Raw genomic sequence first — 20178 nt, 5'->3', positions numbered from 1 at the left:
GACAGTCGTGCGGGAGCGCCGGCCGAGGGCACGATGTCCGGGACGGATCACCACGGAGCACATGGACGCGGGGGGAACCCACATGGAAGCGGGTCGGACCATATCGGTGTTCGGGGCCTACGGGCACACCGGACGGTTCGTGGTCGAAGAGCTGGCGGAACGCGGGTTCGTGCCCGTCCTGTCCGGCCGTGACAGGGACCGACTCGCGGCGATGGCGCGGGAGACGGGGTGGGAGGCCCGCCCGGCATCGGTGGAGGACCGTGCGTCGCTCGACCGCGCCCTGGCCGGCACGGCAGCGGTGATCAACTGCGCGGGGCCCTTCGCCGCGACCGCCGGCCCCCTGATCGAGGCGGCGCTGGACGCCGGCGTCCCCTACCTGGACGTCGCCGCCGAGATCGAGGCCAACGCCGACACCTTCACGCGGTTCGCCGAGCGCGCCCGGAAGGCCGAGGCGGTGGTCGTCCCGGCGATGGCCTTCTTCGGCGGGTTCGGCGACCTGCTGGCCACCGCGGCGATGGGCGACTGGACTTCGGCCGACGAGGCGCACGTCGCGTACGGGCTCAGCGGCTGGCATCCCACCGCCGGTACGCGCTCCTCGGGCGCGGTCTCCCGGGAGCGCCGGGGCGGACGGCGCATCCGTTACGCCCAGGGGCGCATGGAGTACCGCGAGGACGCCCCGCCGACCCTGGAGTGGGACTTCCCCGAGCCGCTGGGCCGCCGCGCGGTGGTCGGGGAGTTCACCATGGCCGACGTGGTCACGATCCCCAGCCACCTGGCGGTCCCCGACGTGTGCACGTACATGACGGTCGAGGCGGCCCGTGACATCGCCGCCCCGGACACCCCGGCACCGGCCGCGGCCGACGAGCGGGGCCGGTCCGACCAGACGTTCCTCGTCGACGTCGTCGTCCGCTCGGGCGGCGTGCAACGGCGGGCCGTGGCGCGCGGCCGGGACATCTACGCGGTGACCGCGCCCCTGGTCGTGGAAGCGCTCGACCGCGTACTGACCGGGCGGACCCGTGCGGTGGGGGTGGTGTCGGCGGGGGAGCTGTTCGACGCGCCGGACTTCCTGCGCGCGCTGTCCGCACACGTCACCGTCGAGCTGCGTCCCTAGGTCGCCGACGGCCTCGGCTCGTCGCCGGGACGGTGCTCGACCGTGCGAGGCCGAGCATGGCCTGGTGGACACCGTCCCGCTTCAAGCGGCAGTCGCGTGGGAACGGGTGCGGGCCAGCCAGCCGAGGGTGATGGCGGTCAGGCCCAGGAGCACGGCGACGTACGCTCCGCCGAGTCCGTTGCCGGTGCCGAGACCGCCCTCGGCTGTGGCGGCGACGACCCCGCCGACGGCCGCGGCGATCAGGCCCGTCACGAAGGCGGTCACCGCTCCGTTGCGTCGGGCCCAGGCGGCGGCGCGCCCCTTGCCGGTGGTGCGGGCCAGGGCCATGCCTCCGCACACCGAGCCGATCAGACCGGTCAGCGCCGAGAGGGAGGCTCCGATCCGGCCGACGCTCAGGGTGAGGACGTCGGCGGCGACCGGCGTGGCCGACGCGGCGGCGGCGGGTTCGGCCAGCGCGAGCGCGGCGATCAGGACCGCGGCGGCAGCGGAGAGCGTGGAGCGAGTGGACATGGCGTGACGCGTCCCTTCTGGGATGGACTGAGTGGACCGGTCGCCGCACGGACGACGCCGGCGGTGGCGATGCGGTGCCGGGCTTCGTCCGGGGGGCCTCCCGGGCGAGTTCGCCGCGGGCCCCTCTTGTCGGGTGGTCACGAGCCGGAGGCCGGGCGCAGTGGCGAGCGGGGGGAGAGTGCGCGGACGAGGGCGAGGGTGCTGAGGGCGAACATCAGCACCCCGAGGGGGACGTGCAGCGACGCCACGTGGGCGATGCCGAGCACGACCTGGGCGGAGGCGAGGAGGAGGAAGCCGGTGGACCACAGGACGGGCCGGGCGGATCCGCCGCCCGGGCGCCAGGCCAGGATCGTCGCGAGCACGTAGAGCATGGCGGCCCCGTACATCACCTTCGAGCCGTAGTCGTGCAGCGCGTAGGCGCGGGACGAGGTCAGCAGCAGGCCGGCGGTGGACGCCTGGAAGAACAGGGCCAGGGTCTGCAGCACTGCCGCGGTCCTGAGGAAGGTTCCGCCGCGAGGGCTGGTGGTCGCCTGTCCGGGCATGGTGGGTGCTTCCTTTCGTAAGGTGCTGCGGCGGTCGGCGAGGCGCCGGGGTGCCCGGTCCCTAGCGGGTGAGCGGGGTCTCGGAGTCGAGGTGGGTGAGCTTGTCGGGGTTGCGGACGAAGTAGAGGCCGGTGATGCGGGTGTTCTCGACGCGGACGGCCAGGACGCCGTCGAGTGCGCCGTCCAGGTAGGCGGCGAGTGCGGGGCTGCCGTTGACGACGGTGGGTTCCCACGTGAGGGTGGCCCGGAGCTTGGCGGTGCCGCCGAGGTAGAAGCGGACGATCTTCTCGGCGCCGACGACCGGGTGCAGGGCCGCCTTCTTGAGGCCGCCGCCGTCGCTGAGCAGCACGACGTCGGGGGCGAGGACGTCGAGAAGGTCCTGCGGGTTGCCGGTCTCGACGGCGCGCCGGAACGACTCCAGGGCTGCCTGGGCCTCGCCGGGCGATGCCGTGGTGCGGGGGCGGCGGGCTCCGACGTGCCGGCGGGCGCGGTGCGCGATCTGGCGGACCGCGTCAGGGCTCTTGTCGACGGCCTGCGCGATCTCGTCGTAGCCGACCTCGAAGACCTCGCGCAGCACGAACACCGCCCGCTCGGTCGGAGCGAGGCTCTCCAGGACGAGCATCATCGCCATCGACATGCTCTCGGCGAGTTCGACGTCCTCGGTCACGTCCGACGAGGTGATCAGCGGCTCGGGCAGCCACTGGCCGACGTAGGACTCGCGGCGTCGCTTCACGGTGCGCAGCCGGTTGAGTGCCTGCCGCGTCGTGATCCGCACCAGATAGGCCCGCGGGTCGCCCACCCGCCCGAGGTCCACGGCGGCCCAGCGCAGCCAGGTCTCCTGAAGCACGTCCTCGGCGTCGGCCGCCGAGCCGAGCATCTCGTAGGCGACGGTGAACAGCAGGTTCCGGTGGGCGATGAACGCCTCCGTCGCCAGGTCGGTGGTGTCGTCGGTCATCTCAGGGCCTCACTTCCGGCATGCACGACGGGGACGGCTCAGCCACGGGCGGCTTCTCCGCTTCCTACCTGACGGGTCGTCGCCTCGTCGTTCGATTTCGGCATCCCGGTCAGGCGCTGCCTTCGGGTGGGGAGGCCGAAGGTGGGGTGGGACGTGGTCCACAGCGACATGGCGAGGATGCCGGCCTTGATCCGCGCGGCCTTCCGGCCGCCCAGGTACGCGGGCTTCGCCCGGGCGTCGCGGTCGACCATCTGCAGGATGCCGTCGCGCCGTCCGAGGCTGATGTGGTTGCCCACGTACTCCAGCCCGGTCTGCTTGACCTTGCCGCCGGTCAGGCGGGCCACGATCGCGGCCGTCGCCTGCCGGCCGGTGTAACCGGCCGAGGCGCAGGACATGGGAAGGGGAAGGCCGTTGTCACCGAGGGCGTGGGCGCTGTCGCCGACTGCGTACACGTCCGGGTGCGACACCGAGCGCATGGTGCGGTCGACGGCGATCCGGCCGTCGTCGGTGACCTGAAGACCGGCGGCGGCAGCGATCGGTCCGACCGCGAACCCGGCCGTCCACACGGTCGCGTCCGACGGCAGGACGGTGCCGTCCGCGCAAAGGACCCGCGCCGCTTCGACGGAGCGCACCCTGGTGTGTTCCTGGACGGTGGTGCCCAACCGGTCGCAGGCCCGGCGCACGTGGTCGCGGGCCCCCGCGGAGAGGGGGGTGGCCAATGCGCCGCGGGCGATCAGCGTCACCGACAGACCGGGCCGGGACTCGGCGACCTCGGCGGCGGTCTCGATCCCGGTCAGCCCGTCGCCGACGACCACCACCTTCCCGCCCTCCCCCCGTGCCTCCAGACCGTCCAGGCGCTCCCGCAGCCGCAGCGCGGAGGGCCGGCCGGCGACGTCGAAGGCGTGCTCCGCGACGCCGGGGACACCGTGGTCGGCGCCGTGGCTGCCCAGCGCGTAGACGAGCGTGTCGTAGCCGACCTCACCGCCACCGTCGCCGCCGGCCACGGTGACGACCCGGCGCTCGGGTGCGATGCCGGTGACCCGGGCCACGACCAGCCGGACCCCGGTTCCCGCGAAGACATCGGCGAGCGGCGGGGTCTCGATCTCCTGGCCGGCGGCGAGCTGGTGCAGCCGCAACCGCTGCACGAAGTCCGGCTCGGCGTTCACCACGGTGACCTCGACCTCCGACGGCGCCAGCCGCCGCGCCAGGGTCCCGGCGACGTAGGCCCCGGCGTAACCGGCGCCGAGAACCACGACGCGGTGCTTCGTGCCGTTCCTGTCAGGCATGGCTTCCTCCTCAGCATCAAGGCGATCGGACACAAGACACCGAGCCACCGCCTCCTGTGACACGAAGTGACCCAGATCACCTTTTGGAGGGCATGGGGAGGGCCGGGAAGCGAGGGCCCCCGCCGGCCGGACTCCGCCGGCCTGGGACCTCGGTGACTGTCGCCTCGAAGCCGACGGCGTCCACCGCGCAGTTGCCCGGCATCGCACGGGTGCGCAGTCTCACCGAGTGGGCAAGCGGGGCGCGCGACCGTCCAGAACGCCCCGGGAAACGTGGAGATCATTCACGGGAAAGCCCCTAGGGTACGGCGTATGAGCCAGACTCCCGTCGACCCCGTCGCGCACAACCGCCTCGCCTGGGACCGCGAGGTGGAGAAGGGCAACGAGTGGTCCCGCCCGGTCGGCCCCGAGGTGATCGCGAAGGCGCGGGCCGGCCAGTGGTCCGTCGTCCTGATCGGGCACGAGCCGGTCGACCCGGCCTGGTTCCCGCCTGAGATCGCCGGTCTGGACGTGCTGTGCCTCGCCTCCGGCGGCGGGCAGCAGGGCCCGGTGCTGGCCGCGGCGGGCGCGCGGGTGACCGTCTTCGACAACTCGCCCCGCCAGCTGGCGCAGGACGAGCTGGTCGCGGCGCGGGAGGGGCTCGACCTGCGCACCGTGCTCGGCGACGCGCGCGACCTGAGCCCGTTCCCGGACGCCTCGTTCGACCTCGTCGTCCACCCGGTCGCCAACCTGTTCATCCCGGAGCTGCCGCCGGTCTGGCGCGAGTGCCACCGCGTGCTGCGCCCCGGCGGGACGCTGCTGTCCGGCTTCCTCAACCCGGACCTCTACCTCTTCGACGCCGAGTCCCTGGAAGCGCGCGGCGAACTGGTCGTACGCCACCGCCTGCCCTACAGCGACCTGACCCACCTGGAGCCCGCCGAGCGGGAACGGCTGTGGGGCCTGGACGCGCCGGTGGAGTACAGCCACACGCTCAGCGAGCAGCTGGGCGGGCAGATCGCGGCGGGCTTCGCCCTCACCGGCTTCGCCGAGGCGCCGCACCACTCGGAGGCCACCGCCGGCTGGCTGCCCGGCTACTTCGCCACGAGAGCCGTCAAGGCGGGCGGCGGTCACTGACCCTCCACCGGCCGGGCCGCGACGGGGCGCGCCTGGGCGGCGGCGCATCCCGGGGCCCGGTGTGCCGTCGGCCTCAGACACCCCGGACGGCCGGCGTTCCGGCCGCGGTCGGCGCGAGGCCCGCGGGGGTTCAGGCGGTCTCGGCGTCCAGGTCCACGGTTTCCCGGCGGGAGCGGTGGCTGATGCTGCGGAAGCGGCGGGCCCGTGAGACGGCTTCCCGGAGGGTCGGGGCGATGGGCATGACCCCGGCCAGGCCGAGCGTCTCCAGACGCCACCGCAGATGCTCGTCGGGCACGGCCACGAGCAACGCGCCCCCGGCCCCCTCCAGCCGCTGCCAGAACGCCAGCAGGACGGTGATCCCGGTGGAGTCGATGTAGTCCACGGGAGAGGTGTCGACGACGAGGTAGCGGCAGCCGTCGTCGAGGAGCCGTTCGCCCGCGGCGCGGACATCGGCGCTGGTGAAGAAGTCGACGTCCTCCGGCAGCGCCGCGACGGCCAGATCCTCCTCGCGGCTGATCAGCCTCAGCACGATCGTCCCTCCTTCTCCTGCGCGGGTCCGTGGCTCCTCGGCCAGGGGCGGTCCTGGGGGTCCGACCGGTCCTGTCGGTCGTACCTCGGTCGAGAGACTATGCGAGAACGCCGGTCACCATGCCGCCCGGTGCCGGTGGACTCCCGGTGCCGGAGGAAGGCCCAGTTCGGCCATCACCTGCTTGCCGCCCTCGACGGTGATGGTGCGGAACTGCTCGCAGAGCCGTGTGATGAGGTGGAGGCCGTGGCCACCGACCCGCCGGGGGTCGGGGGAGCGCGGGGCAGGTGCCTCGGGCGAGCTGTCGCGGACGGTGATCCGCAGCCGGTCCGGCGCCGGCATCTCGAGGAAGAGGCCGCCGGGTCCCGGCGCGTGGCGCAGTGCGTTGGTGACGAGCTCGCTGACGACGATCTCGGCGTCCTGGCTGATCCGGTGGTCGCGGTCGTGACCGGCCCGGGCCAGCAGGCCACGTACCGCGTTGCGTGCGTCGGCGATGGATGCTCCTTCGGAGCCCCAGGCGGCGCCGAAGCGCGGGGGCACTGCCGGAGTGTGCGCATCGGGCGCGTGTTTCCTCAGCGGGATGACCATGGGGGGTTCCTGTGCGGTGAGGATGTCTTCGATCACTGATCGTTTCTGTCGGACAGTGTGCGCTTACCCGCTGCGGCCGCATTCATGAGGACGACCGTCGTCACGATCTCCCGTTTCATGGGTGTTCCGTACCGTGAAGTGTTCGAGGGTGCCGCTGATCTCCAGGAGCCGGTGCACCGACGGCGGCAGCGGGCCCAGGAGGACCAGCCGGCGGCCGTCCCCGAGGTGGCGGTGCCGGGCGGCGAGGAGGGCGTTGAGCAGCATGCTGTCCGCGAAGGTGACCCGGGACAGGTCGACCGTGGTCGTGGGCAGCCCGGCGCGCTCCGCCACCTGCCAGGCGGCCTCGACGTCCTCGGCGTCCTCGTGGTCCAGTTCGCCGCTCACGGTGATCCGGACCATCAGGTCGTGGTGGCTGACGTGGACTTTCGTGTCGAAGGGCGCAGACATTGCGCCATCCTCACATCGGCGGGGCCGAGAGGCCAATCACCCTGGTGTGCGATTTCCATCCACGGGCCCGCGGACGCGCGGGGTGCCGGGGGACCCGCGCTCCGGTGCCCCGCCCGCGCCCCTCCCGCCCGGGCCGCCCGCAAGAAGATCCTTGCCGTCGACAGTAGGCTGAGCGCACCTGCTCGACAACGACGTCACGTCCGCACCGGGACCGTGTCCGTGGCACCTCGGGGGAGGGGCCGGCCGGGGCGGAGGAACGCCGTCACCGCACGCAGGCCGATGCGGCATTCGTCGGCGTCAGGCGGCGGTTCCGGGGCAGACAGAGGCAGGAGCGCGCGGACCGGGGTGTCCGGGCGCGTTCGGTACGGATGGGCACGGCAGTGGTCCCGGAAGCGGGCCGGCAGGAAGGGGGATGTCGCGTGGAGGGCTCCGACGGGACCGGCCACGGACCGGCGCCGGTGACCACCGCGGGCGACGTGTTCGCCGCCGACGGCGAGGTGGGCGGGGACCTCGCCCGGGTGGACTGGGCCGGCACGCCCCTCGGTCCGCCGGAGCAGTGGCCGCAGAGTCTCCAGACCGCCGTGAGCATCCTGCTGTCCTCCCGCTTCCCCATGTGGATGGCGTGGGGCGAGCAGCTCACCTTCTTCTGCAACGCGGCCTACCGGCGCGACACACTCGGCCGCAAGTACCCCTGGGCGCTGGGCCGGCCCGCCAACGAGGTGTGGGCGGAGATCTGGGGCGACATCGGCCCGCGCATCGAGACCGTGCTGCGCACCGGCCGGGCCACCTGGGACGAGGGGCTGCTGCTGTTCCTGGAGCGCTCCGGCTACAGCGAGGAGACGTACCACACCTTCTCCTACAGCCCCCTGCGGGACGACTCCGGCGACGTCGTGGGCATGCTCTGCGTGGTCAGCGAGGACACCGAGCGGGTGATCGGCGAACGGCGCATGGCCACGCTGCGGGACCTGGGTTCCGACCCGAGCGTGATCCGCACGGAGCAGGAGGTGCTCGCCTTCGCCGACCGGCAGCTGGCCCGCAACCGCCGGGACCTGCCCTTCACCCTCACGTACCTCTTCGACGGCGGCGACGCCCGGCTGTCCGGTTCCACCGGCATCCCCGCCGGGCACCCGGCCGCGCCGGCACTGCTGCGGGCCGGCGATGACGGCGCCCCGTGGCCCGTGGACGCCCTGGCCCGGGGCGAGAGCGCCCTCGTCCCGCTGACATGCGACCGTTTCGCCGCACTCCCCGCCGGCGACTGGCCCGAGCCGCCCACCGAGGCCCTGGTCGTCCCCCTGCTGCAGCAGGGCAGCGCCCCGTACGGGTTCTGCGTCGCCGCGCTGAACCGCTACCGCGAACTCGACGACGGCTACCGGGGCTTCGTCGAGCTGACGGCCGGACACATCGCCTCCGGCATCGGCAGCGCCCGCAGCTACCAGGCCCAGCAGCGGCGCGCCGAGGAACTCGCCGAGCTGGACCGCGCCAAGACCACGTTCTTCTCCAACATCAGCCACGAGCTGCGCACCCCCCTGGCGCTGATCATGGGACCGACCGAGGAGCTGCGCACCCGCCTCGCCGGCGCCGACGACCACGTACGCCGGGAACTGGACGTCATCCACCGCAACGGACTGCGTCTGGGCAAGCTGGTCAACACGCTGCTGGACTTCTCCCGGATCGAGGCCGGCCGGATGCAGGCCCGCCACGAGCCCGTCGACCTGGCTGCGGTCACCGCGGAACTGGCCAGCGTCTTCCGCTCCGCCATGGACAGGGCCGGGCTCACCTTCGAGGTGGACTGCCCGCCCCTGGACGAGCCGGTCTACATCGACCGCGGCATGTGGGAGAAGGTGGTGCTCAACCTGCTGAGCAACGCCCTGAAGTTCACCTTCGAAGGGTCCGTGACCGTCCGGGTGCGCAGGTCGGGCGACGAGGCCGAGGTGAGCGTGTCCGACACGGGCGCCGGAGTGCCGGCGGCCGAGATCCCGCGGCTGTTCGAACGCTTCCACCGCATCGAGAACGCCCGCTCCCGCTCCAACGAGGGCAGCGGCATCGGACTGGCCCTGGTCCGCGAGCTGGTGGGCCTGCACGGCGGTTCCATCACCGCCCGCAGCAGCGAGGGCGAGGGCACCACCTTCACCGTCCGGCTGCCCTTCGGCACCGCCCATCTGGCACCGGAATCGGTGGTGTCCGAGGCGAGGAGCACCGTGGCCTCCGCCACCGCCGACCCCTTCGTCCAGGAGGCACTGCGCTGGCTGCCGGCCGGCAGCACCCCCGAGGACATCGGCGTGCCGACCACGGTGAACACGGACGAGACGCCGGGGCCCGGGCCGTCCGCCCCCGCCCGGGTGCTGGTCGCCGACGACAACGCCGACATGCGCGAGTACCTCACCCGCATCCTCGCCGGGGCCGGCTACGAGGTCGGCACCGCCACCGACGGCGTCGAGGCCCTCCACGCCGTCCGCCGCGACATCCCCGACCTCGTCGTGAGCGACGTGATGATGCCCCGTCTGGACGGGCTCGGCCTGGTGGCCCGGCTGCGCGCCGAGGCGCGCACCGCCGCGGTGCCCGTGCTGCTGCTGTCGGCGAGGGCCGGGCAGGAGGCGTCCATCGAGGGCCTGCAGGCGGGCGCGGACGACTACCTGGTGAAGCCCTTCGCCGCCGCCGAACTCCTCGCCCGGGTACGCGCCAACGTCGAACTGGCCCGGTTGCGCGGCCACCACCTGCGGTGGCGGACGGCCGTCGTCGACTCGCTGCAGGAGGCGTTCTTCGTCTGCGACGAGTCCGGAACCGTCGTGGAGATCAACTCCGCTTTCACCGACATCCTCGGCTTCGGCGCCGAGGACCTGCCGTACGCGCCGGTCCACCCCTGGTGGCCCGACCCGGGCAGCGACCCCGAGGCACACCGCCGGGCCGGTTCCGCCTTCGCCCGTCTGCTGCACAGGGAGAAGGGCTCCTCGACCGTTCCGGTCGCCCACCGCGACGGCCACCGGCTGTGGATCGCGGTCACCTGGAACAAGGCGCAGGACCCCGACACCGGACGGCAGGTCACCGTCGGCACCTTCCGGGACGTCACCTCCGAGCACTACGCCGTCCAGCGCCAGACGGCGCTCGCGGCCCTGAGCACGACCCTGTCGCAGGCCACCAGCCTGCCCGCCGCGCTGTCCGGCGCCCTCACGGAACTCAAGGCCCTGTGGCGGGCGCGGAGCGTCGTGGCCGCCGTCTTCGAACAGGGCGACGTGCCCGTGCTGACCGCCACAGACCCCGATCTGACCTGGGAGGGCCTGCCCACCGAGCGACGGGACCTGCTCACCGGCCTGCGGCACCTGTCACCGCTCACCCCGGTCCCCGAGGACAGCGGCGCCGTCGTCCTGCTGGAGCACCCCCTCGGCCCGCTGGCCCTCTGGATCGACCTGGGCGAACACCGGCCGTTCACCGGCGAGGACCAGCTGCTGCTCTCCCTGCTGGCCGGGCACCTCGCGCAGGGCCTGGTGCGGTCGCACCAGATCGACCAGCAGCGCGAGACCGCCATCGCGCTGCAGCGCGCCATCCTGGGCCCGGCACGACTCCCCGAGGGATTCGCCGTGCGCTACGAGCCCGCCACGCGCCCGCTGGAGGTGGGCGGCGACTGGTACGACACCGTTGCCCTGCCCGGCGGACGGATCGGCATCGTCGTCGGGGACTGCGTGGGCCACGGCCTGGGGGCGGCCAGTGTCATGGGCCAGCTCCGCAGTGCCTGCCGCGCACTGCTGCTGCGCGAGTCCGGCCCCGCCAGCACCCTCATGGCCCTCGACCAGTTCGCGGCGAGCGTGCCGGGCGCGCAGTGCACGACGGTGTTCTGCGGAGTCCTGAGCCCCGCCACCGGGGAGCTGACGTACTCCAGCGCCGGGCACCCGCCGGGGATCCTCGCCCACGCGGACGGGTCCGTCCAGCGGCTCGACGACGGACGTTCGCTCCCTCTGGGCGTCCGCCCGGGCAGGGAGCGGCCGGAGGCGCGCCGCGTCCTGCCCGCGCGGTCCACGCTGCTGCTCTACACCGACGGGCTCGTCGAGCGCCGCCGCCGTTCGCTCGACGCCGGCATCGAGGAGGCCGGCGAGGCGGTGCAGGAAGGGCGCGAGGTGCCCGTCGACGACCTCGCCACCAGGCTGATGGCCCGGCTGTCACCGGCCGGCGGCTACGACGACGACGTGGCGCTGCTGCTCTACCGCCACCCGGGCCCGCTGGAGCTGTCCTTCCCGGCCGAGTCCGCCCAGCTCGCCCCCGTCCGCCAGGCGCTGCGCGGCTGGCTCGACCAGTGCGACCTGCCGCCGAACGCCGTGCAGAACGTCCTCGTCGCCGCGGGGGAGGCCTGCGCCAACGCCATCGAGCACGGACACCGCAACGCGCCGGGCCAGGCCGTGCGGCTGCGCGCCGAGGCACTGGTGGACAGCCTGCGGCTGACGGTCGCCGACAGCGGCCGGTGGAAGGTGCCGCAGCCTGAGCTGAACGCCCACCGCGGCCGGGGTGTCGCCCTGATGCGGGCCATGATGCAGCGCGTCACCATCACACCCGGCCCGACCGGCACCACCGTCGACATGCAGATGAGGATCGCCTGATGACCACCCCGCTCACCCTCACCCCGGGCCGGCGTCCGGACGGCATCCCGCGGCTCATGGTCAGCGGCGAGATCGACATGAGCAACGCTGGGTCCCTGGCGGACGCCCTCGACGCCGGATCGGGCCCCGTCGAAGTGGACCTGACCGCGGTGGAGTACCTCGACAGCGCCGGACTCAGCGTGCTCTTCGCGCACGCCGACCGGCTGGAACTCGTCGTCACACCGCTGCTGCAGCCCGTCCTCACGGTCTCCGGCCTGGCGGAACTGGTCCCCGTCCGCACCCCGGGCGGCGGTCCACCGCGGCAGTGAGCCCGGAATCCGCGCTCGCCCGTGCCACCTCCCGAGAACCCGCCACGACGCCCCACCGAAGCACCCCGAGCCCTGGCCAGGAGTGATGACAGACGTGTCCGACACGCTCGACATGACCGTCCACCACCTCAGCGACGGCAGCGCCGTCCTCACGGTGACCGGGAACGTGGACCTGCACACCTCGCCCACGCTGCGCGCCCACGCGCTGGCCCTGGTCGACGAGGGCGTGCGGCATCTGGTGCTCGACCTGGCCCGCGTGGACTTCGTCGACTCGACCGGTCTGAGCACCTTCATCACGATCCTGCAGGCGACCCGGCGGCGGGACGGCTCGCTCCGGCTGGCCGCGGTCCCCGACCGTCTGATGCGCATGATGACCATGACCGGCATCTCCCAGCTGCTGCCCGTCCACGCGACCGTGGACGAAGCGGTGGCCGCCGGCCCCGCCGCTGCGACTGTGACCGACGTCGCCGGTCCCGACGCCGGTACCGCCGGGTGACGCCCTGACCTGCGGCGCCGCGGCCTCCCGGACGCTTCCGGCGCTGAGCGGAGCCCCTCAGGGCGAGGCCGTCCTGAGGTAGGCTGCGCCGTGCTGTCGGCCCGAGAAAAGCGGTTCTCGCGTCCGGAAGGAGACGGTGCATCCATGCGGGAGACACGCCCGACCTCCGGCGGCGGGTCCGCGGCCGCCCGCCATGTCGCCGTGAGCTACTCCAGCGACGACGAATGGACCGGTCACCTCGCGGCCTTCGTGCGGGCCGGGCTCGACCGAGGCGAACAGGTGCAGTACTTCGCCGACGCCACCGACCCCGGCCGCGTGACGCACGTCCTCACCGATCAGGGCGTCGACGCCGCCGGCGCCCTGCGCCGCGGACAGCTGCTGGTGACCACCGCGGGCGAGACGTACCTGGCCGGATCCGGCTTCGACCCGGACGCGATGATCGGCCTGTGGCAGCAGGCGGTGGACGGCGCGGCCGCCCAGGGCTACCGGAACCTGCGGGTCATCGGCGAGATGTCGTGGGGCACGCGGCGCATACCCGGGGCGGAGCGCCTGCTGGAGTACGAGATGCGCATCCACCACGAGGTGTTCGAGCGGCTGCCCCTGACCGCCTGGTGCTTCTACGACCGGCGCCTCTTCCCGCCCGACGAGCTGGCGGTGCTGACCTCCGCACACCTGCGGTGCTCCGGCGCCCCGGGTGCCGGCGGGCCGGCGCTGTCGGCGGCCCCGCTGGCGGGCACGCCCGGCTTCCGGCTCTCCGGGGCCGGCGGGTACGAGAGCCGCCGCGTCGTCGCCGCCACCGCGGCCTCCCTCGCCGCCTCCCCGGCCCGCGACCTCACCCTCGACCTGTCGGACCTGCACCACCTGGACGTGGCCGCCGTGGCCGAGATGGCCCGCGCCGCGCGCCGCAGGTCCCCGGCGTCACCGGTGCGCCTCCTGAACACCCCGCCCGCCGTCCGCCGCGTGCTGGAGCTCTTCCCCGAACTGGCTGCCGGTCTCGAGGAGGCGGCGTCATGACGACCTACTCGCGACCGCCGGCCACCCCGAACCGGGACGCGGCGTTCCACCACCCCGCCGTCTTCTACGGCACCGAGCAGGAGTACCTGAAGAGCGTCGGCGAGTTCGTCCGCGGGGAAGCGGCCCGCGGGCGGCCGCTGCTCGTCGCCGTGCCGGACCCCCGTCTCGGCCTGCTGCGCGACGCGCTCGGGGACCTCGACGCCACCTGGGTCGACATGTGCCGGGCCGGACGCAATCCGGGCCGCATCCTGTCGATGCTGCAGGAGTTCGCCGACCGGCACACCGAGCGGCGCCCCTCCATCGTGGGCGAGCCGATCTGGGTCGGCCGCACCCCGGAGGAGGCCCGCGAGGCCACCCGTCACGAGGCCCTGATCAACCTGGCCTTCGCCGGCCGGCAGGCCACGATCCTGTGTCCGTACGACACCCGCCTGCCCGGCTGGATCCTGGACGAGGCCCACCGGACCCACCCCGTCCTCGGCGCCGCCGAGGACTGCCGTCCCAGCCCGCACTACACGGACCCGCGGGCGGTGGACCGGGACTGCGACGCACCCCTGCCCGAGCCCGCCGATCCGGTCGTCCTGCACTTCGAGGAGCAGGACCTCGGCGAGGTCCGCGACGCCGCGGCCGCGTGGGCGGAGAACGCCGGCATGACGGCGCGCCGCCGCACCGACTGGCTGCTGGCGGTGAACGAGGCCACCGGCAACTCGGTGCGCCACGGCGGCGGACGCGGCACCCTGCGCCTGTGGCGCGCCGGCGACACCCTGATCGCCGAGACCCGGGACCGCGGCCGGATCACCGATCCGCTGGTCGGCCGGCGCCGCCCCGATCCGCTGTCCCCGGCCGGCGGGCGCGGTGTCTGGATGATGCACCAGCTCTGCGATCTGGTGGAGATCCGCACGCCCGCCTCGGGCCTCGTCGTGCGCCTGCACCTGACCGTGGACTGAGCGCCGCCATGGCGGACACGGGGTTACCGACGGTCACCACTCGTCCCGGCTCGCTCGGCTCCGCCCGGGCAGGATTGCCCGGGCCGTTCCGGCGCATACGACCAGGGATGTGGCATGACTCATGCCGGACGAACGTGATGTTGGCTCCCCCCGGATCCGGGGCAGGCGGTCGGCGAGGGGGACCAGATGACGGCCGAGCGTGAACGGAGGTCCATGAGCGGCACCCGCCGGTCCGGGACCGTGCGCGACGAGGACGAGAACCTCTCGCTGCTGTTCGGGACGTCGACCGCCCTGTTCGCCTCCATGGCGGGGCCCGCCCACGTCCTGGAGGCGGCCAACCCCGCCTTCTTCGCGGCCGTCGGCGACCGGCACGAACGCACCGGGCTGCCGCTGGCCGAGCTCATGCCCGAACTCGCGGCGCAGGGGTTCATCGAGCTGCTGGACCAGGTGTACCGCTCGGGGGAGCGGCACGTCGGCCGGGACGCCCGGGTGGTCCTCGGCACCGGCGATGCCGCCCGCGAGGCGTTCTTCGACTTCACCTACGAAGCCCGCCGCGACGCGGGCGGCAACGTGATCGGCGTCCGGATGATCGGCGTGGAGACCACCCAGGTCAAGCACGCCCGGCGCCTCGCCGCCGAGCAGCGCGCGCTGCTGGAGCAGATCGCCCGGCAGGACCCGCTGCCCGAGGTGCTGGACGGCATGTGCCGGACGATCGAGGAACTGTCGCCCGACGTGATCGTCTCCGTCCTGCTGGCCGACGAGGACGGGCGGCACCTGCGCCACGGCGCGGCCCCCAGCCTGCCCGCCTTCTACAACCAGGCCATCGACGGCATCGCCACCGGGGAGGGCGTCGGTTCCTGCGGCACCGCCGCCCACCGGCGCAGCACCGTGGTCGTCAGCGACATCGCCACCGACCCCCTGTGGACCGACTTCCGCGCCCTGGCGGGGCGGGCCGGGCTCGCCGCGTGCTGGTCCACGCCGATCCTGGCACGCGACGGCCGGGTCCTCGGCACCTTCGCCATGTACCACCGCACACCGCGGTCCCCCCAGGACAGCGACCTCGCCCTGGCCCGGGTCTTCGCCGACACCGCGGCCCTCGCCGTCGAGCGGCACCAGGCCGAACAGGCCCGGCAGGCCGCCGACGCCCGGGAGAAGGCCGCCCGGGAGGACCTGGCCTTCCTGCTGACGGCCAGCAACGCGCTGTCCGGCCGGCTGGACGAGAGACAGACGCTCCAGCGCCTGGCCGCCCTGTGCAGCCCCAGACTCGCCCCCCTGACCACGGTCGACATCCTGGAGGCCGGACGCGTCCAGCGCGTGGCGGCCGCCGCCCCCGGCGAGCAGCAGCGCACGCTCCTCACCTCCCACCAGCCCTCCCTCCGGGCCGACGACGACGTCGTCGCCCGGGTCATGGCCTCCGGCCTGACCGAAGTGGCCCGCCGCAGCCCGACGGGCAGCGGCCCCTGGCGCGAACTGGGCGTCACCGGTTACGTGTGCGTGCCCCTGGTGGACCGCGGGCGGCCCTTCGGGGCGCTGACCCTGCTGTCCACCGACGGGCACTCCTTCGACGGCCACCGGGTCGCCCTGGCCGAGGAACTGGCCCGCCGCGCCGCCTCCGCGGCCCGCAACGCACGCCAGTACGCCCAGCGCGCCGCACTCGCCCGCGACCTGCAGACCGGCCTGCTGCTGCCCGACCTGCCCGACATCCCCGGCGCCCGGCTCGCCGCCTTCTACCACCCGGCCGGTGAGGGACTGGAGATCGGCGGGGACTTCTACGACGTCTTCCCCCGGGAGGACGGCAGCTGGGCGTTCATCCTCGGCGACGTCTGCGGACGCGGAGCCACCGCGGCGACCACGACCGCCCTGGTCCGGCACACCGCACGCGCCGTCACCTCGCTGCTGGACGACCCCGTCGACATCGTCAAGGCCGTCGACAAGGCGCTCAACGACCGGCACGCCCACCAGAACAACGGCTTCGTGACCCTGGTCTACGGCCATCTCGCCCCGGCTCCCGACGGCCTCGCCGTCCACCTGGTCCGCGCCGGGCACACCCTGCCGCTCGTGCTGGACGGCGACCACCGGGTCGGTACGGTCGAGGCGTTCGGCGGGCTGATCGGCATCGGCATCCCGCCCACGCTCACGGCGAGCCGGTTCACGCTGCGCCCGACGGAGAGCCTGCTGCTCTACACGGACGGCATCACCGAGTGCCGGGCCGCCGACGCGGAACAGTACGGCGAGGCCCGGCTGATCAAGGCCCTCGGCGCGGCTCCGCACCGGCCGACGGCGGACGACGTCGTCGACGCGGTGGCCGAGGACGTCCGCGCCTTCATGGACGGCCGGACCGTCGAGGACGACCAGGCGGCCCTGGTCATCACGGCCGAGGAGCCCGCGCCGGCCCGCGGCTGAACCGCCGCCGGCCGGGGGTCGCGGGGACCGCGGCCTCCTGCCCCACCTGCCGCCGCCCGCTCCCGCGCGTCCTTCTCCCGCCACGCGCCCACCCCGCGCCCGTAGGCGGGCGGCCCTTCGCGCCTCCTCATGTCCTCCTCCCCGACGGTGCACGAGACCGGTGACATTGCCGGTCCCTCCGGGGTGGCCGGCCGCCGACAGTGGCACGGCCAGCCCGACGGCGGTGCCCCACCGCGGGCATGCGGAGACACCCCAGGTCCCGCATGCCCGTGCGGTGGGCCGTCCGCCACGACCGAGAGGACGACTCGTCGTGCACCTCGACCCCCACACCGACTCACCCACCCGCGCCCGCGGCGCGTCCGGACGCCGGGCCGGGCGACTGGCCGGCGCCGCCGCCGCGCTCGCCGCCGTCATCGGCGTCGGCCCCCTGGCCGCTCCCGGGGCCCACGCCGCCGACAACCCCTACGAGCGGGGCCCGGCACCCACCCAGTCCAGCATCGAGGCCCTGCGCGGTCCGTACGCCGTCTCGCAGGTCTCCGTGTCCTCGCTGGCCGTGACCGGCTTCGGCGGCGGCACGATCTACTACCCGACCAGCACCGCCGACGGCACCTTCGGCGCCGTGGCGATCTCGCCGGGCTTCACCGCCTACGAGTCGTCGATCGCCTGGCTCGGTCCGCGCCTGGCGTCGCAGGGCTTCGTGGTGTTCACCATCGACACCAACACCACGGTGGACCAGCCGGACTCCCGTGGTGACCAGCTCCTCGCCGCGCTGGACCACCTCACCCAGCGCAGCTCCGTGCGCGGCCGGGTCGACGCGACCCGCCTCGGCGTGATGGGCCACTCGATGGGCGGCGGCGGCACCCTGGAGGCGGCCAAGGACCGGCCCTCCCTCCAGGCCGCCATCCCGCTCACCCCGTGGAACCTGGACAAGACCTGGCCCGAGCTGCGGACGCCCACCCTGATCTTCGGTGCCGACGGCGACACGATCGCCCCGGTCTCCAGCCACGCCGAGCCGTTCTACGAGAACCTGCCGTCGGCGCTGGACAAGGCGTACCTCGAGCTGAACGGCGCCAGCCACTTCACGCCCAACAGCAACGACACGACCATCGCGAAGTACAGCATCAGCTGGCTCAAGCGGTTCGTCGACAACGACACCCGCTACGAGCAGTTCCTGTGCCCGCTGCCCCGCCCGAGCCTGACCATCGAGGAGTACCGGGGCAACTGCCCGCACACCTCCTGACCCCTCGCCGCCTCCGGCCCGCGCGGCCGGCGGCGGCGTACGAGGCCGGCGGCGGACGCTCCGGGGCGCCCGCCGCCGTGCCGTGCGCGAACACCCCCGCGGGGGCGATCCGTTGGGCAGCCGCACAATCCGACCGGCGGCCACAGCGGGCCAACTCGCAGGTGAGCACGCCGGTTGCCGCGCCGAGCGGCACGGACGCGAGCCTTCCGGTCTTCCTTACGCGCAAGTAACCTCCGTGGAATGACCGGAGAAGGAAGCAGCGTGCGGTCCGCTTCCCGCACGGGGAGCGGACCGGAAGCCGTACGGCCGGCCGCGCACCGCGGCCGGGTCGCGTTCGCCCGCGGCAGGCGCCAGCTGGCCGGCGGGCCGGTCGCCGACGCTCGGGAGTCCCTGATGCTGGCCGCGGCCCTGCTGGCGGCCGAGGACCCGGACGGCGCCGAGGCCGCCCGCCTGTGCGCGGCGGACGCCGCCTGGGCGGCCGGTGACATCGCGGCCTGCCTGGCCACCCTCGACGGGCGGTCCGCGCCCGGGCCCGCCCTGCTCCTGCCCGGCGAGGCGGACATCCGGCGGACCGCGGCGGGCCCCCACCACCCCGGCCCGGCCGCGACTACCACCGCTTCCGGCGGCCACGGGGCCGGCCCGGCGGCCCAGCCCGCGGCGGAACGGGGCGGACCGCCGGCCCCGGCCGATCCCTTCCTCCGCGACTACCGCGACGGCATGCGCGCCCTGCTGGCCCGGCACCCGGAGCGCGCCGCCGGGCCGCTGCGGCGCGTGCTGGACCGGGCACGCACCGACGACCGGCCCGAGCGGCTGCTGCGGGCCGCGGCCGCGGCCCTGCTGCTCGGCGACGTCCACGCGGCCCGTGCGACCGGCGCCCGGGCCCTCGCGGCCGCGCGCAGCACGGAGTGCGCCGCGTTCGAGGCGCGGGCGCTGGAGTACCTGGCCTACGCCGAACTCCGCGCCGGCCGCCACGCGCAGGCCCGCGCCCACGCCGAGGAGGGCGTACGGGCGGCCCGGGCGGGCGGGCACCACAACACCGCGGCCAGTCACCACGCCATGCTCGCCCTGGCCGCCTCGATCGAGGGGGACACGGCAGCGGTCGCCGGGTACGCCTCGGCCGCCCTGCGCGTCGCCCGCCGCCACGGCCTGGCCCAGGCGGCGACCCTGGCCGAATGGGCCCTGGCCCGCGCCGACCTGGCCCGCGGCCGGCCCCTGGAGGCCGCCGACCGGCTCACCCCGCTGGTCGGCCCGGGCCCCAGGCGCGGGCACTTCGCCGTCTGGATGCTGGCGGTGCCCTGCTTCGTCGAGGCCGCCGTGCTCGCCGGTCAGCCGCAGGACGCCCGGGACCTGCTCGGCGACCTCGCCCAGTGGGCCGCCTTCGGTGCCGATCCGCACGCACCGGCCCAGTTCGCCCGCTGCCGCGCCCTGCTGACCGCGGACGAGGGGGAGGCCGACCAGCTGTACCTGGAGGCGCTGGCGCTGCACGACGAGTCGGGCGGCGACTTCGAACGCGCCCGCACGGAGCTGCTGTACGGCCGGTGGCTGCGGCGGCGCCGCCGGCTCCGGGAGGCCCGGGGCCGGCTGGGGGCCGCCCTGGTCGGCTTCGAGCGCTGCGGGGCGGGTGCCTGGGCGGAGCAGGCCCGTGCTGAACTGCGCGCCAACGGCGTCGCGTCCGGGGCGGAGCAGCCGGCCGGAGGGCTGTCGCGGCTGACCCCCCAGCAGCTGCGCATCGCCCGCCACGTCGCCGAGGGCGCGACCAACCGGGAGGTGGCCCGGCGCCTGGCCGTCAGCACCCGCACCGTCGACTACCACCTGCGCAACGTCTTCGCCGCGCTCGGTGTGCGCTCACGGATGGAACTGGCGCGCATGGTGGGCCGGGAGGACCGGGACCCGGGCCGCTGAACCCCGCCGCGGCCGGCCTCCGGCCTCCGCGGCCCGGCCCCTGACCTCCGCCCCCGCCGCCCGCGCGCACGGCCCCCGCCAACCGGAGTAAGGCCCTCCGTTCGCAGAAGATGCCCGCACGAGTCTGGGGACCGACCGGACGGTATGCCATTCTTCGGAGCAGGAGTACTGGGTGACGACGCCCGTCCCGGTGCCGTGCCCGCCGGCGTT

16 protein-coding genes and 1 pseudogene are annotated in these 20178 nt (G+C 74.4%); 10 read left to right on the top strand and 7 right to left on the bottom strand.

Annotated features, from left to right (window positions below):
* Positions 1-82: 82 nt before the first annotated feature.
* The gene (locus tag ACFYWG_RS02885) at positions 83-1111 is read left to right on the top strand and encodes a saccharopine dehydrogenase family protein (RefSeq protein WP_383506912.1); all 1029 of its coding nucleotides are present in this window, start codon (positions 83-85) and stop codon (positions 1109-1111) included.
* An 81-nt stretch (positions 1112-1192) separates the two neighbouring features.
* Here ACFYWG_RS02885 and ACFYWG_RS02880 read toward each other — a convergent pair whose 3' ends face one another.
* From ACFYWG_RS02880 to ACFYWG_RS02865, 4 genes are all read right to left on the bottom strand, one after another.
* On the bottom strand, positions 1193-1621 hold the full coding sequence (locus ACFYWG_RS02880) for a DUF6223 family protein (RefSeq protein WP_389198871.1): 429 nt from the start codon (positions 1619-1621) through the stop codon (positions 1193-1195).
* A gap of 137 nt (positions 1622-1758) precedes the next feature.
* Positions 1759-2163, bottom strand: a complete 405-nt coding sequence (locus ACFYWG_RS02875; RefSeq protein ID WP_389198869.1) for a hypothetical protein — start codon at positions 2161-2163, stop codon at positions 1759-1761.
* Positions 2164-2224: 61 nt separating this feature from the next.
* Complete coding sequence (locus ACFYWG_RS02870; RefSeq protein WP_385413987.1) at positions 2225-3118, bottom strand: RNA polymerase sigma-70 factor; 894 nt, start codon at positions 3116-3118, stop codon at positions 2225-2227.
* Positions 3119-3156: 38 nt separating this feature from the next.
* On the bottom strand, positions 3157-4404 hold the full coding sequence (locus tag ACFYWG_RS02865; RefSeq protein WP_389198867.1) for an NAD(P)/FAD-dependent oxidoreductase: 1248 nt from the start codon (positions 4402-4404) through the stop codon (positions 3157-3159).
* Between the two features lie 309 nt (positions 4405-4713).
* Here ACFYWG_RS02865 and ACFYWG_RS02860 point away from each other — a divergent pair, with 309 nt between their 5' ends.
* Positions 4714-5514: a class I SAM-dependent methyltransferase gene (locus ACFYWG_RS02860; RefSeq protein WP_389198865.1), complete on the top strand. Its 801-nt coding sequence runs from the start codon at positions 4714-4716 to the stop codon at positions 5512-5514.
* A 130-nt stretch (positions 5515-5644) separates the two neighbouring features.
* On the opposite strand, the gene ACFYWG_RS02855 is transcribed toward ACFYWG_RS02860, so the two are convergent.
* The 3 genes from ACFYWG_RS02855 to ACFYWG_RS02845 all read right to left on the bottom strand — a co-directional run bounded on the left by ACFYWG_RS02855 (position 5645) and on the right by ACFYWG_RS02845 (position 7075).
* Positions 5645-6043 carry an STAS domain-containing protein gene (locus tag ACFYWG_RS02855; RefSeq protein ID WP_389198863.1) on the bottom strand — a complete coding sequence of 133 codons (399 nt, stop codon included), beginning with the start codon at positions 6041-6043 and terminating at the stop codon, positions 5645-5647.
* A gap of 114 nt (positions 6044-6157) precedes the next feature.
* Positions 6158-6580: an ATP-binding protein gene (locus ACFYWG_RS02850; RefSeq protein WP_389198861.1), complete on the bottom strand. Its 423-nt coding sequence runs from the start codon at positions 6578-6580 to the stop codon at positions 6158-6160.
* A 111-nt stretch (positions 6581-6691) separates the two neighbouring features.
* Entirely contained in the window at positions 6692-7075 is a 384-nt protein-coding gene (locus ACFYWG_RS02845) for an STAS domain-containing protein (protein WP_389198859.1), read from the bottom strand.
* Between the two features lie 419 nt (positions 7076-7494).
* Between ACFYWG_RS02845 and ACFYWG_RS02840 the strand changes: the two genes are divergently transcribed.
* The 8 genes and pseudogenes from ACFYWG_RS02840 to ACFYWG_RS02805 form a co-directional block, all read left to right on the top strand.
* The gene (locus tag ACFYWG_RS02840; RefSeq protein WP_389198857.1) at positions 7495-11661 is read left to right on the top strand and encodes a SpoIIE family protein phosphatase; all 4167 of its coding nucleotides are present in this window, start codon (positions 7495-7497) and stop codon (positions 11659-11661) included.
* Positions 11661-11969 (top strand): STAS domain-containing protein, encoded by a 309-nt coding sequence (locus ACFYWG_RS02835; protein ID WP_376331083.1) that lies wholly within the window; start codon positions 11661-11663, stop codon positions 11967-11969. Before ACFYWG_RS02840 ends, ACFYWG_RS02835 begins: the two co-directional genes overlap by 1 nt.
* 85 nt (positions 11970-12054) lie before the next feature.
* A complete protein-coding gene (locus ACFYWG_RS02830; RefSeq protein ID WP_389198854.1) occupies positions 12055-12465 on the top strand; it encodes an STAS domain-containing protein in 411 nt (136 codons plus the stop codon).
* A gap of 144 nt (positions 12466-12609) precedes the next feature.
* Entirely contained in the window at positions 12610-13479 is an 870-nt protein-coding gene (locus tag ACFYWG_RS02825) for an MEDS domain-containing protein (RefSeq protein ID WP_389198852.1), read from the top strand.
* The gene (locus tag ACFYWG_RS02820; RefSeq protein WP_389198850.1) at positions 13476-14423 is read left to right on the top strand and encodes an anti-sigma factor RsbA family regulatory protein; all 948 of its coding nucleotides are present in this window, start codon (positions 13476-13478) and stop codon (positions 14421-14423) included. The genes ACFYWG_RS02825 and ACFYWG_RS02820 overlap by 4 nt, the downstream gene beginning before the upstream one ends.
* A 213-nt stretch (positions 14424-14636) precedes the next feature.
* The gene (locus ACFYWG_RS02815; protein WP_383506873.1) at positions 14637-16826 is read left to right on the top strand and encodes a SpoIIE family protein phosphatase; all 2190 of its coding nucleotides are present in this window, start codon (positions 14637-14639) and stop codon (positions 16824-16826) included.
* 310 nt (positions 16827-17136) lie between these two features.
* Positions 17137-18066, top strand: coding sequence for an alpha/beta hydrolase family protein (locus ACFYWG_RS02810; RefSeq protein WP_383506870.1), 930 nt, complete (start codon positions 17137-17139; stop codon positions 18064-18066).
* A 702-nt stretch (positions 18067-18768) separates the two neighbouring features.
* Positions 18769-19968, top strand: a pseudogene (locus tag ACFYWG_RS02805) (LuxR C-terminal-related transcriptional regulator); the annotation flags it as partial.
* Positions 19969-20178: the final 210 nt, after the last annotated feature.

This window comes from Streptomyces sp. NPDC003456, assembly GCF_042878735.1.
Lineage (GTDB): Bacteria > Actinomycetota > Actinomycetes > Streptomycetales > Streptomycetaceae > Streptomyces.
This window is presented reverse-complemented; position numbering and strand designations above follow the sequence as displayed.